The organism is Campylobacter sp. RM9331 (assembly GCF_020137685.1).
In the GTDB taxonomy this organism is placed as follows: domain Bacteria; phylum Campylobacterota; class Campylobacteria; order Campylobacterales; family Campylobacteraceae; genus Campylobacter_E.
The window spans coordinates 1-13,518 of record NZ_JACGBA010000002.1; the positions used below are offsets into that span (position 1 = coordinate 1).

The window sequence follows — 13,518 nt, forward strand, 5'->3', positions numbered from 1 at the left end:
CATTAATATTAAAATTATAGCCGCTATAACAACTGCTGCTAATGTAAATTTGTAATTTGAGCTACTAATAACTTCATCAATTATTTTACCTACTTCAGCGATTTCTTGATTTGTTATATCCATATCTATTGTGCAACCATAGATAATATCCATATTTTTATCTTTTTTAGTATAGGTAATGATATTTCTATCTTTATTAGTTACCTTATCAAAGAATGTAACTTCTGTAAAACCACCACCTGCTAAGCCATTCTTAACAAATTTTTCTACATAGCTTTCGCCTTTAACATCTAAATCTGCTTTTAAATTCTTTCCTATTTTTTCTGGTTGATAATGAACTAAATAAGTTCCATCTGAATTAACGGCAAAAAATCTAATATTTGTGCTATCTAAATTCATACCTTGAAGATATTCAATTGTGCTTTCAAGTGCATCTTCAGGTCCATCTCCAGCTTTTACGAAGTCTTTATATAATTTTTCAGAAAAATTATAAAAGCCAAATACAATGCTTTTTGCAGCACTTCTAGCATCTTTTACTGCTAGTTCTTCTACTGTTTTAGTTGTTACGTTATCAATTTCTTGCATTCCTTTGTTAGAAATAAATATTAGGCTAATACCTAAGATACATAAACTAATCAGTATACATAACGAAAGTTTTGTTGAAATTTTCATTTTATCTCCTTTTTATTGAAAATTAAATCTTAAATTTAAACATATTTTTGTTAAAAGAAAATTAAATCATAGCAATATTATTTTAGCAAGCAATAAAAAGCTAAAAAATCCTAAAGCATCGGTGGTTGCTGTTAGCAAAACTGCACTACCTAGTGCAGGGTCAAATCCACATTTTTTTAATACCAAAGGTATTAATGAGCCAATTAAACCTGCAAAACCTAAATTTAAAATCATTGATATGAATATCACAAGGCTTAGCATTGGTATTGAAAACCAAAAATACGCAACAGCTCCTAAAACAATGGCAAAAATCGTTGCGTTTGAAAACGAAATAGCAATTTCTCTTAATAATATATGTTTTGAATTCTCATAACTTAATTCGCCTAAAGCAAGTTTTCTAATAGTTACGGCAAGTGCTTGTGAGCCAGTATTTCCACCCATTGATGCAACTATTGGCATTAAAGCTGCAAGTGCTACTAACTTTTCTATTGCATCAGAAAACATTGCGATAACATGGGCTGAAATTAACGAAGTAATTAGATTTACAATAAGCCATTTAGCTCTACTTTTAGCTGTTTTTATAGTATTTTCATCTTCGCTATCAATATCTCCAACCCCTGCAAAGTTATACATTTGTTCTGTTGCATAGTCTTGGATTAAGTCGTGTATATCATCATAAGTTATTCTTCCTAATAATTTATTATTATTATCAACTACAGCAATTACACTTAAATCATAGTCTTGAACCATAGAGATAGCATCATTTATAGTGTCATAATCTCTAATAAAATGTAAATCTTTTGCTAAATCTTCATTTTTATCTAGAATTTGCTGAAAAGTATCTTTAAATTCATATAAAATTAAATCTCCTACATGCAAACTATAAATTAATTTTTCATTCTCATCGGTTATAAAAAGTTGGATTATATGTTCTATTTCTTCGCTTTTTTTAAGCTCTTTATATTTGCTAATAGCACTTTCTAGAGTATCACTAAGCTTTGCGGTAAAAATCTCTGTTTGCATATAAGCACCAGCTTTTTCATCATCGTAGCGTTTTAAGAATAAAATATCATCTTGTTCGTCTTTACTAAGATTTGAAAAAATTCTATTTGCTTTTTCATCATCAATTTCTTCAATGCTTTGCATTAAATCAGTTGCATCATCGCTTTCTAATTCGCCTAATGCTAAAGCTAATTTTTTGCTTGAAGATAATTTCAAAACATCGCTTAACATATGTTCAGGCATTAGCGTTGCGATATTTCCTAAGTCTTCATCATCAAGACTTTTGATTATGTTTTCATAAGCTTCATAATCATCATTTTTTATTATTTTTAGGGCTTCTAATAATTCAGCGTAGCTAACATCTTTTTCATCTAAAAAATCTTGTATTATTTCAAAAGCTACTGCTGTATTTTTCATATTTTAATTAAGCTCCACAATATTTTCAAAATTCTCTTCTTTTATAGGAGTTATTTTACTTTCTAATATATGCTTAATTTCACTTATATATTCTTTAGTTATTAAATCAAATTTTTGCTTTTCTTTGCCTACTAGACCATCTTTTGCAACTCTAACAACTGTTGCTGGGTTAATTGCTGCATTGTTTTTATACATACCAAAATGTAAGTGCGGCCCTGTGCTAAGACCTGTAGTTCCTACATAGCCAATTACTTGACCTTGTTTTACACTATCTCCTATTTTGTATTTACCAAATTTGCTTAAATGTGCGTATAAAGTCATATAGCCACTTGAGTGATTTACTTGAACTACATTTCCATATCCGCCTTTTACTCCTCTAAACATTATTTTTCCAGCACCTGCTGCTTTTACTGGCGTTCCTGTTGGTGCTGCATAATCTATTCCTAGATGGGCTCTATATTTTTTTAAAATAGGATGAAATCTTCCTGGGTTAAATGGAGAACTAATTCTAACATTTCCAACAGGCAATATAAAAGTATATGTTTCTAATTGTTTTCCGTTTTCATCGTAAAAGTCATTATCTCCATATTTAAATATATAATAAGGCTTTTTATTGACTTCAATCATAGCTGATTTTATATTTGCATCTCCATAAATTCTACCTAATCTTCTTTTTTGAGAATAAACGATTACTACTCTATCATCTTTTTTCATTCCTGTATAATTAATCGTTCCTGCATATGCTCTAAGCAGAGCGCTTGCTAATCTAGAGTTTTGAGTGTTATCTATAATATCTTGATATACTGATTTATTTATTTTAAATGTTAAACTTGTTTCTTCAACTTTATAAGTAATTGGAGTAAATGTTATAGCATATTTATCTTCTAAATCCTTATATATTTGTATTTGTAAAGTTTCGCTTATTGGTATTAAAATTTGTTCTATATTATCATTTTCATCTCTTAATATTTGATATTTAACCCCAGCTATAATTTCTGCTGTTAGTTCTTTATCTTCTTTATCAAGATTATGATATATGCTTAATGGAATTTGATTTTTTTGTAAGAAAAATAAAAAACTCTCGCCTCTTTCCCATATTAATTCTTCCATTTTTAATTCTTTTGAGAATAAATTTAAACTTAAAAAAATAGATAAAACTAATATGATTTTTCGCATTATTTTCCTTTAAAATATGATAAAATTTCCAAAATAAGGCAGACATTTTACTTTTTTTTGCTTATAATTTAGTAATTTAATTTTAAAGGGATAATATGTTTAAGAAAACTTTTATTTTAATATGCTTTTCAGTTTTTGTATTTGCTAATCAATTTATAAATGCTGTTATTGACAAGATTGATAATGGCTATGCTTATGCTCATATAGTTGATGCAAAATATGATGAAAATAATTTAAAAAATGGCGCTATTGTTATTAAAGATATTGGAGAATATTCTATAATTGTTGCTAGAGCTAGTTTTGTAAATAATGAGAACAATAATATTAAATTAGAGTTATATACATTTTCTGATTTAAAACAAGATGCTTTACCATTACCTATATTAACTCCACAAATAGGCGATAGAGTAATTTTTAATAATTATATTGAGCATACATTATTAATAGCTCCTAGTCAAAAAATATATGATAGTATTAAAAATAAATATAACAATTTTATATATTTTGATACTAATGTTTTAGCAGCGAATTTATACGCTAAAAAACAACTAACTCCAAATAGAAATGATTTAAGAGAATTTTGTAGAACTTGGGCTATTGGTAGTGTAATGGTTGCATTAAAAAATAACTTATATTTATATGAATGTTCTTCTTTAAAGAAAATAGCTGAATTGGATAATAATTTAGAATATAATCAAATTGATGAAATAAATTTTTATTCAAATATTTCTAAGCAATTAAGCAAAACAACAGATTATTTTTCATATTATAACAAGCTATTTAAAGAAAAGGAATAATAATTGCTTTGAAGCAATTAAATAATTATTTAAAGGAAAAATCGTGAAAAGATTAGGCACCATCGCTTTAGCTATATTTATTTGTGCTTGTGTTCCACAAAAAAAAGAAACAACAGTTCAAGTAGAAAATAACACTCAAAAAACAGCTTATAAAAAAGCAAGTTATCAAGAGCCTGTTTTAAGTCCTGAAGAAGAAGCAGTAAGACTTATGATTTTTAGTTCGGTAGGAGAGGGAATTCCACCTCAAAACACAGTTTCGCAAGCTCAAGCATTAGCACTTGCAAAAAGAGCAGCATTAGCTGATGCTTATCGTCAATTAGCTGGCAAACTTTATGGGGTTAGAGTAAATTCTAGAGAAAATGTAAAAGATGCAATGCTTAGAAGCTCGTTAATTACAACATATGTTAATGGACTTATTAAAAATGCAAACATTACCGGAGAAGGATTTAAAGATGGTCTTTATACGGTTGAATTAGAACTAAAAATTGATAAATATAAATGGAACGAATTGTTCTCATATTAATTAGCTTTTTAGGATTATTAAACGCTGCAAATCCTGATTATATATTTTGGGCTAGATTAAGTACTACTAATCTAGTCCTAACTAACGAAGAATTTCACTTAAGTAGAGCAATGAGTATTGATAAAAAAGCAAGATATACTTATGTTTGTGAGATTAATGCTACAAAGTCTAATGTTTATGATAGTTTAAAAGACCAACAAACAAATTTAATAGATTGTGTTAATAAAGCGATAGTGAGTGAATATGTTGATGTCAATAATTTTAAAGCAAGTATAAAAACTCATTTAAGATTATTGCCAATTTATTTTAAAGCAGAACTTGCTCAAGGTAAAATATTGATTTACACAAAGGATAAGGTATGAAAATAGCCATAGTTGAAGATGATATTAATATGAGAAAATCCTTAGAATTATCATTAAGTGATGATTATGAATTAAAAACTTATAAAAATCCAATTGATGCTTTAAAAGAATTAGATGATAGTTTTGACTTAATAATAAGTGATATTAATATGCCTAAAATGGACGGACTTGAGTTTGTAAAAACAGCTTTAGAACAAAAAATTAGTGCTGAGTTTATAATTATTACAGGAAATGCTACTTTAAATAAAGCAATTGAAGCACTAAGACTTGGAGTAAAAGATTTTTTAACAAAGCCATTTGATTTGGATAAATTATATGAAGCAATAAATAGAGCAAAAATTATTAGAGAAAAAAAAGCTAATAAAATTAAAAAAGAAATTCCGGTAAAACAAAATGGATTTTTAGGTTCATCAAAAGAACTTGAGAATTTAAAAACAATAGCTTTAAAAGCAGCTAAAACAAATGTAAGTGTATTTTTAAGCGGTGAAAGTGGAGTTGGTAAAGAAGTATTTGCAAAATTTATTCACGAAAATAGTAAAAGAGCAAATAGGCCTTTTATAGCTATTAATATGGCTGCTATTCCTGAAAATTTAATAGAGAGTGAATTGTTTGGATATGAAAAAGGAGCTTTTACAGATGCTAATTCTAATAAATTGGGCTTATTTGAGTTAGCTAATGAAGGCACTTTATTTCTTGATGAAATAGGTGAAATGAGTGCTAGTATTCAAGCTAAGTTATTAAGAGTTTTACAAGAAAAAACTATACAAAGATTAGGTGGCACAAAATTAATTAATATAGATGTAAGAATTATAAGTGCTAGTAATATAAACATACAAGATAATATTAAAAATAATAAATTTAGAGCAGATTTATTTTATAGATTAAATACAATTATGCTAGATATTTTGCCTTTAAGACAAAGAAAAGATGAAATAATAGAAATTGCTAATGCTACTTTAAATAGAATTTGTAATGAGTATGATTTAGGGGAAAAAACTTTTAGCAAAGAAGCTATAAAAGTATTAAATGATTATAATTATCCTGGAAATATAAGAGAATTGATTTCTATTGTTGAAAGTGCTGCAATTTTAAGCGATGAAAATATAGTAAAAGATAGTGATTTAAGGCTTAATTTTACTAATAATAATAAAAATAATATAAATGACTTAGAATTTGAATTAATTAAAGAAGCTTTAAAGCAAGAAAAGGATATAAAAGCAGCTTCTAAATTAATTTCAATGAGCGAAAAAGTTTTTAGAGAAAAAATGCAAAAATACAATTTAGGAGAGTGAAATGAAAAATATTGCAATCATTGGTGCAACAGGTGCTGTAGGCGAAGAAATATTAAATGTATTAAATGAATACAATTTTCCAGTAAAAGAACTAAGATTATTAGCTAGTAAAAATAGTGCTGGTAAAGAGATTGTATGGCGTGATGAAACTTATGTTATAGAAGAATTAGATGAGCATAGTTTTGATGAAGAAGATGTTGATATAGCATTTTTTTGTGCGGGTGGAAGTATAAGTGAAAAATATGCAAAAATTGCAGCAAATAAAGGTGCTTTGGTTATTGATAATACAAGTTATTTTAGAATGATGAATGATGTGCCTTTAATAGTGCCTGAATGTAATCCTGGTGATTTTGAAAAACATAAAGGAATAATTGCAAATCCAAATTGCTCAACCATTCAAATGGTGCAAGTATTAAAACCACTTGATGATGTATTTGATATAGAAAGAGTTGATGTTAGCACTTATCAAGCGGCAAGTGGAGCAGGGAATTTAGGTATGAGTGAGCTTATGGAAGGTCTTCAAAAAGTATTTGCTTTTGAAGAAATTAAACCATCAAAATTTACTTATCAACTAGCATTAAATTTAATTCCTCAAATTGATGTATTTACTGATAGTGGTTATACAAAAGAAGAGCTAAAAATGGTAAATGAAACTCAAAAAATTATGAATAAAAAAATGCAAATTAGTGCTACTTGCGTTAGAGTGCCAGTACTTAGAAGTCATAGTGAAAGTATTACAATTACTTTTAAAAATAATGTAGATTTAACAAAAGTAAGAGAGATTTTAAGTAAAGCTCCAAGCGTTGTATTGATGGATAATCCAAATACAAAAGCACATAATGAAGATAGTGAAAATGAAGAGTTACGCTATCCAATGCCTTTATTTACAAGCAATACAAATGAAACTTATGTTGGTAGAATTAGAGTTGATTTAAATAATCCTAAGATTTTACATTTATGGTGTGTAGCTGATCAAATTCGTGTTGGAGCAGCAACTAACGCAGTAAGAATTGCTTTATTATCTTTATAAAATTACTTAAAACTAAGAATTTAAATTCTTAGTTTTATTTTTGTTCGCTAAATTTTGATTGTTTAGCATTCATAATTCTTACATTAAAATGTATTGAATTACCTATAAAATTATCTTTAAATAATCTATCTTTTTTGTTTGAATATAGCTCGTGATAGTAGTAATCTAATCCAACGCTAGTTGAATAAGCTATCCAGTTATAAGCTATTTTTTGCCCTAATAAATCATTTATATACTCTATTTCTTCATCAATTTCGCCTATTGAATTAGCAAAATAAAACATAGACCTTTCGTTTTCTTGGCTTAGATTTAAAAACATTGGATGATAATTAATTTGAGTGCTTAAATATTTATTTGGTCTAATACTTAAAGCTCTTATTTGTGTTGCCAAAAGAGTTGTTTTTACTAATGGTATATTAAAAAATACGCTAGAATTATTTAATTTCCAAGCATCACTTAAAGCCGAATTTATATTTAGATTTTTCTTTTCAATAGTTTTAAGAGAAATTATATTGCTTTGTTCTCTTATATTATCAGTTATTTTACTTGCTAGTAAGCTATCATCTTTAAATACAGCTATTTTATTATTTGAAATATTTATTAGTTTTGCAACTTGTTCTTGATAATCTATGCTACCAAATGTAAAATTAGAATTTACATTATCAAAATCACTAGATTTTGCTAATGGATTAAATACTGCAATATTTGTAATACTTTTGTTTAATACATTAATGCCGTTTTTTTGAAATCCTGTAATAATTAGTGAATAATCGTGTAATTGGCTTATGATAGGAGCTATATTAGCTTCACTTTCATCTCCTGTAAAATATACTTTCATATATACATTATCATTTTGTTTCATAAGATATGCAAGTGCAGGAGAAATTATATTACTAGAATAAGATTTTACAACTTTTTCTGGTATAACTAAAGCTATTTTAATTGTGTTTAATTGTTGTTTTTTAGGTAAATCAATATATTCAATTCCATTAAGAAGTTTTACATAAATGTTATTTAGTTTTTCATCATTAGAATTAAATCTTGTTATATAGCTTATGTAAAGACCTTTGTATAATAAGTCTTTTAGACATTCATCAGAGCATTTTTCTTTTTCGTAATTAACATAAAAAACCTTTGCTGGCTCAATTTTGACTAATTCTTGTTTGGCAGCAATAAGATTTGAGCATATTAACATTGTTGTTAATAATTTTTTCATAATTATTCCTTTATTTTTTTTAAGTTATTTATAAAATCATTTTCATAACTTGGATTTTTTTTAATAAAGCTAAAGCTGTAATTTAGCAAAACTTTTCTTTTTTTACCATAAAAGTCATAAAAAATAATATCTCCAATATTAAAATTTGATAATTGTAATATATTTTTTAAATTTTCTCCTAATAAAATTATAATATTTGCTTCACTTTCCAAAAGTTCATTTAAAAAATACTGATAGCACTTTAAAATATTTTCTTGTTTATATTGATTTGAGCATTTTACTATATTTGTAATATATACATTATTTAAATTAAGATTTAAATTCTTGCTTAAAATACTATTAAAATATTCAGCATCATTGTCATTAAAACCAATATCGCTTAGTATGAAAATATTTGATTTAATTACTTTATTTGTATAAAAATTATTTTTACTTTTGTATAAATTGCATAATTTGCAATTTTTTATATCTTTTATATTGTAGTTTTTATTAACGCTTAACTTATCGTTGTAAAAGGAAAATCCGAATAATTTTAAGTAATGTAAATATGTATTTTTATCCATAAAATTTATTTTATATCAAAAATACTTAAAAATAATTAAGTTATTTGTGATAGAATATGCATTTAATTTTTTTATTTAAGGAAGAAAAATGCCAAAAAGAACTTATCAACCACACAATACACCTCGCAAGAGAACTCACGGATTTCGTGTAAGAATGAAGACTAAAAATGGTCGTAAAGTAATCAATGCAAGACGCGCAAAAGGTAGAAGAAGATTAGCAATCTAAAGGAATTTTCTAGCATAAATGATTCTAAAGATTTTGCTAGACTTTATAAAATTGGTTCAAAATGGTTTGCTAAAAACTGCGTTATTTATCACGAACCAAGCGAAGTTAAAAAAATTGCAGTAATCGCAAGTAAAAAAGTAGGATGTGCTGTTGTAAGAAATAGAACTAAAAGATTAATAAGAGCTATTTTTTTACAACTTTATCCAAATATAAGTAGCGGTTATTACATATTTGTAGCAAAAAAAGGTTTTAGTGATTTAGGTTATTTTGAATTAGAAAAGAATATTAAGTGGAGTCTTAAAAGGTTGGGGTGTTTAAAGGAATAAAATGTTTAGGTATTTAGCTGTTAAATTAGTTGAATTTTATAGATATTTTTTAAGTCCTTTAAAGCCTAAATCTTGTAGATATTATCCAACTTGCTCTCAATATGCGATTATTCAACTTCAATATAATAATTTTTTTAAAGCACTTTTTTTAACAGCTTTAAGAATTTTAAAATGTAATCAATTATTTGTAGGTGGTTTTGATTATCCTATAATTAAAATTAAACATAAACCTATTATGCTTTTTACACATCAAAATAAGATAAAAAAACTTAAAATGATTTTTGTTCCAAAAGATAAACAATTTTATTATATAGTAAAAGTAATATTCAAATAAAGGAAAAATATGTTTGATAATATGTCTCAACAAAAAAGGATTATAATTGCTGTAGTTTTATCTATGGTTTTTTTTATAGGTTATGATTTTTTAATCCCTAAACCAGTTGTTACTAATACTCAACAAATTCAAAAGCAAGAAGTTAGTAATATACAAACAAAAACTCAAAATATCGGAGATATTAAAGCAATAAAAACAAATAATATTATTGCTAGTGTTAATAATGAGCATTTTGATGTTCAAATCAATGAAAATGGAGAAATTAGTAGTTTTATTTTAAAAGATGAAAGATTTTTAAATGAAACAAATGAAGCTATTAATTTAGTTGATAAAAATACTACTTTATATCCTTTATCTATGGTTTTTTATGATAGTGAATTTAATAAAGAATTTAACAATACAACTTTTAAAGCAAATAAAAGTAGTGTAAATATTGGTGAAGAGCTAGTTTTAAGTAAAGATGTAAATGGTGTAATTGTTAATAAAATTATAACATTCAAAGAAAATGGTTTTTATCAAGTAAAAATTACTTTTAGTGATAATAAATTAAGAGATTATGTTATTACTCCAGGTGAGCGTCCTAATGTTTTAGCAGATACTTTAACAGTTCATGGTGCTATGATTTACAAAAATGATGATACTAAAGTAGATTATGAAGATGGAGATATAAAATCAAATGATGAAAGAGTTGAAACTGATTCTATAATAGCTGCATTTTCTGATAGATACTACACAAGCACATTTTATAATTTTGAAAAGCCATTTAAGGTAGTTGTTAAAAATCACAAAGATTTATCAGTTGGTTATGTTGTAGCTAGTGGTAATGATACATTTAATGCTTATATTGGTCCAAAAGAGCATAAAATTTTAGAAGCTATTAATGAAAAACTTACAAATGTGGTTGAATATGGTTGGTTTACTTTTATTGCTAAACCAATGTTCGCATTTTTAAGTTTTATATATTCACATGTAGGCAATTGGGGTTGGTCTATTGTTATTCTTACGATAGTTGTTAGAATTTGTCTTACATATCCAACTTATAAAAGTATGGTTTCTATGCAAAAATTAAAAGTTTTAGCTCCAAAAATTAAAGAAATTCAAGAAAAATATAAAGGTAATCCACAAAAAATGCAAATGCATATGATGGAGCTTTATAAAAAACATAAGGCAAATCCATTAGGCGGATGTTTACCAATATTAATTCAAATTCCAATATTTTTTGCAATTTATAGGGTATTATTAAATGCTATTGAACTTAAGGCTGCTCCTTGGGCTTTATGGATTAATGACTTAGCAATACATGATCCTTATTATATTTTACCAATTTATATGGGTGCTACTATGTTTTTACAACAAGTTATAACTCCTATGACTATACAAGACCCTACACAAGCTAAGATTATGAAATTCTTACCTTTAGTATTTGTGATATTTTTTATAAATTTCCCAGCAGGTCTTACATTGTATTGGTGTGTAAATAATACATTTTCACTAGCTCAACAATGGTTTGTAAATAAAATTTTTGCTAATAAAGAAGGAAAAAATGCAAATAGTTGATAAAACACTAGAAGGTGCTATTGATAGAGCAATTAAGGAAACTAATTGCTCTATTAGAGAATTAGAGTATGAAATAATTCAATTGCCAAAAGCTGGTTTTTTAGGTTTTTTTAAAAAAGATGCAATAATTGAAGTAAAAGTTAAGAAAAAAATTGAAATTAATATTATTGAAGATATTGCAAAAGATTTAAAAAATTTATTTTGTAGTGAATATTTTGATGTAAGAGATGTTGTGGTAACTCCAGCTAATGAAAATAGTGTAAATGTAGAATTTATTGCAAATTCTTATGAAAGTTTAATAGGAAAAGACGCACATAAATACAAAGCACTAGATACTATTGTAAATCATCTAATAAACATTAAATACAATCTTCACGCAAGAGTTGAGATTTGTGGTGTTCTTGCTAAGTTAAGAGAAAATCTTGAAAAGCATTTAAGCGAAGTAAAGACAAAAATTGATGAAGTGGGTAAGGCTCAAACAAGACCATTGGAAACAAGTTTATTAAATCTAGTATATGAAGAATTACTAAAAGAATTTTCTCATAAAAATATAGTTATAAAAGATAGTTCTTTAGGAAGATACATTGCAATTTATGGAGAATTTAAAAAACAATGAATAGCACAATAGTAGCACTTGCTAGTGCTAGTGGAAATGGTGCTATTAGTATTATTAGATTAAGTGGGGAAAAAGCTTTAGAAATAGCATCAAAATTATTAAGTCAAAAAAACGCAGAAAAATTAAAAAATAATCCCCGCTATGCTCACTTTTTTAAACTATTTTACGAAAATGAATTTGTTGATGAAGGCATTATAATTTATTTTAAAGCCCCTTTTTCTTTTACTGGTGAAGATTGCGTAGAATTTCAAATTCACGGCGGTTTTACAAACGCACAAAATATACTTATGATTTTAAATAAATTAGGTGCTAGATTTGCAAGAGCAGGGGAATTTAGCAAAAGAGCTTGCTTAAACAATAAAATGAGTTTAGAAAAAGCACTTTTAATAAATGAATTAATTGCTGCAAAGAGTGAAAATGCAAGAAAAATAATATCTAAGAATATAGATGGAGCTTTTAAAGAATTAATCACTAACACTCAAGATGAGTTAATTAAAACTTTAGCTTATTTAGAAACCGCAATTGATTATGCTGATGATGATTTGCCTGAAGATATTTTAGAAAATGCTAAAGTAAAACTACTTAATAACGCTAAAGAATTAGAAACAATTGCAATTAGAAGCGAGAAAAAAAGAGGCTTAATAGAAGGATTTAACCTAGCAATTATTGGAAAACCAAATGTAGGTAAAAGCTCTTTATTAAATGCTTTATTATCGTTTAATAGAGCAATAGTTAGTGATATTGCAGGAACTACTAGAGATAGCATTGAAGAGTATTTAAATTATCACGGACATTTAATAAAATTAGTTGATACTGCAGGAATTAGACAAAGTGATGATTTAATAGAAGAATTAGGCATTAAAAGAAGCTATGAGGCTATTAATAAAGCTGATATAGTATTGTTTTTAATTGATTCATCAAAAGAATGCTTAGAAGATGAATTAAAACTTTTAGAATACATTAAAAATAGTGGTAAAAAATATTTTATAGTTCAAAATAAAAGCGACTTAGCACAAGTAAATACTTTAGAAGGTATTAAAATATCAGCATTAAATAATGATATAAAAGCTTTAGAATTTGAATTAAAAAATTATTTAAATTCTCAATTAGACAATGAATTGGTTTTAACAAATACAGATTTAATAAGTGCGTTTTATAGTGCTAGTGAGAATATTTATTTAGCTATAGATAATTTTAATGAGCTTGAAATTTGCGCTTATTATTTAAATGAAAGTTTAAATAAACTATCTCTTTTTGGTAAAAAAACAGGAAGCGATGAATTGTTTGATGCAATGTTTTCTGAGTTTTGCTTGGGTAAGTAAAAATTCATTAAGCTTTTTATGTAAAATTACACTACCCTAGACAACGCGGGTTTAATATATTCGGTCTAACAGATTTTTTTATGTGAT

At 26.2% G+C, this 13,518-nt stretch carries 15 protein-coding genes and 1 pseudogene; 11 read left to right on the plus strand and 5 right to left on the minus strand.

Annotated features, from left to right (window positions below; translation table 11 throughout):
- The 3 genes from AVBRAN9331_RS00985 to AVBRAN9331_RS00995 all read right to left on the minus strand — a co-directional run.
- Nucleotides 1-672, minus strand: a 672-nt coding sequence (locus tag AVBRAN9331_RS00985) for a cache domain-containing protein (protein WP_336612236.1), incomplete at its 3' end; no start/stop codon positions are given.
- Between the two features lie 66 nt (nt 673-738).
- Nucleotides 739-2,091 (minus strand): magnesium transporter, encoded by a 1,353-nt coding sequence (locus AVBRAN9331_RS00990; protein WP_336612237.1) that lies wholly within the window; start codon nt 2,089-2,091, stop codon nt 739-741.
- 3 nt (nt 2,092-2,094) lie between these two features.
- Nucleotides 2,095-3,267 carry a peptidoglycan DD-metalloendopeptidase family protein gene (locus AVBRAN9331_RS00995; RefSeq protein ID WP_214116477.1) on the minus strand — a complete coding sequence of 391 codons (1,173 nt, stop codon included), beginning with the start codon at nt 3,265-3,267 and terminating at the stop codon, nt 2,095-2,097.
- A gap of 95 nt (nt 3,268-3,362) precedes the next feature.
- Between AVBRAN9331_RS00995 and AVBRAN9331_RS01000 the strand changes: the two genes are divergently transcribed.
- From AVBRAN9331_RS01000 to AVBRAN9331_RS01020, 5 genes and pseudogenes are all read left to right on the plus strand, one after another.
- Nucleotides 3,363-4,064 carry a plasminogen-binding N-terminal domain-containing protein gene (locus AVBRAN9331_RS01000; RefSeq protein ID WP_336612238.1) on the plus strand — a complete coding sequence of 234 codons (702 nt, stop codon included), beginning with the start codon at nt 3,363-3,365 and terminating at the stop codon, nt 4,062-4,064.
- Nucleotides 4,065-4,278: 214 nt separating this feature from the next.
- A pseudogene (locus tag AVBRAN9331_RS09840) lies at nt 4,279-4,587 on the plus strand (lipoprotein required for motility); the annotation flags it as partial.
- Nucleotides 4,563-4,949: a hypothetical protein gene (locus tag AVBRAN9331_RS01010; protein WP_336609208.1), complete on the plus strand. Its 387-nt coding sequence runs from the start codon at nt 4,563-4,565 to the stop codon at nt 4,947-4,949. The pseudogene AVBRAN9331_RS09840 and the gene AVBRAN9331_RS01010, both read left to right, overlap by 25 nt.
- Nucleotides 4,946-6,241: a sigma-54-dependent transcriptional regulator gene (locus AVBRAN9331_RS01015; RefSeq protein ID WP_336612239.1), complete on the plus strand. Its 1,296-nt coding sequence runs from the start codon at nt 4,946-4,948 to the stop codon at nt 6,239-6,241. Before AVBRAN9331_RS01010 ends, AVBRAN9331_RS01015 begins: the two co-directional genes overlap by 4 nt.
- Before the next feature lies 1 nt (nt 6,242).
- A complete protein-coding gene (locus AVBRAN9331_RS01020) occupies nt 6,243-7,271 on the plus strand; it encodes an aspartate-semialdehyde dehydrogenase (RefSeq protein WP_214116494.1) in 1,029 nt (342 codons plus the stop codon).
- A gap of 34 nt (nt 7,272-7,305) precedes the next feature.
- Here the strand turns inward: AVBRAN9331_RS01020 and AVBRAN9331_RS01025 are convergent, their stop codons facing one another.
- Nucleotides 7,306-8,487, minus strand: coding sequence for a hypothetical protein (locus AVBRAN9331_RS01025; protein WP_336612240.1), 1,182 nt, complete (start codon nt 8,485-8,487; stop codon nt 7,306-7,308).
- Between the two features lie 2 nt (nt 8,488-8,489).
- Nucleotides 8,490-9,050, minus strand: a complete 561-nt coding sequence (locus AVBRAN9331_RS01030) for a uracil-DNA glycosylase family protein (RefSeq protein ID WP_214116498.1) — start codon at nt 9,048-9,050, stop codon at nt 8,490-8,492.
- 88 nt (nt 9,051-9,138) lie between these two features.
- Here AVBRAN9331_RS01030 and rpmH point away from each other — a divergent pair, with 88 nt between their 5' ends.
- The 6 genes from rpmH to mnmE are packed head-to-tail and all read left to right on the plus strand — an operon-like array spanning nt 9,139 to nt 13,431.
- Nucleotides 9,139-9,276: a 50S ribosomal protein L34 gene (gene rpmH, locus AVBRAN9331_RS01035; RefSeq protein ID WP_214116499.1), complete on the plus strand. Its 138-nt coding sequence runs from the start codon at nt 9,139-9,141 to the stop codon at nt 9,274-9,276.
- Entirely contained in the window at nt 9,264-9,602 is a 339-nt protein-coding gene (gene rnpA / locus AVBRAN9331_RS01040; protein ID WP_275592001.1) for a ribonuclease P protein component, read from the plus strand. Before rpmH ends, rnpA begins: the two co-directional genes overlap by 13 nt.
- 1 nt (nt 9,603) lies before the next feature.
- Nucleotides 9,604-9,936 (plus strand): membrane protein insertion efficiency factor YidD, encoded by a 333-nt coding sequence (yidD, locus tag AVBRAN9331_RS01045; RefSeq protein WP_214116501.1) that lies wholly within the window; start codon nt 9,604-9,606, stop codon nt 9,934-9,936.
- Nucleotides 9,937-9,945: 9 nt separating this feature from the next.
- The gene (gene yidC, locus AVBRAN9331_RS01050; RefSeq protein ID WP_336612241.1) at nt 9,946-11,493 is read left to right on the plus strand and encodes a membrane protein insertase YidC; all 1,548 of its coding nucleotides are present in this window, start codon (nt 9,946-9,948) and stop codon (nt 11,491-11,493) included.
- Nucleotides 11,480-12,109, plus strand: a complete 630-nt coding sequence (locus AVBRAN9331_RS01055; protein WP_214116505.1) for a Jag N-terminal domain-containing protein — start codon at nt 11,480-11,482, stop codon at nt 12,107-12,109. The genes yidC and AVBRAN9331_RS01055 overlap by 14 nt, the downstream gene beginning before the upstream one ends.
- Nucleotides 12,106-13,431, plus strand: coding sequence for a tRNA uridine-5-carboxymethylaminomethyl(34) synthesis GTPase MnmE (gene mnmE, locus AVBRAN9331_RS01060; protein WP_336612242.1), 1,326 nt, complete (start codon nt 12,106-12,108; stop codon nt 13,429-13,431). The genes AVBRAN9331_RS01055 and mnmE overlap by 4 nt, the downstream gene beginning before the upstream one ends.
- Nucleotides 13,432-13,518: the final 87 nt, after the last annotated feature.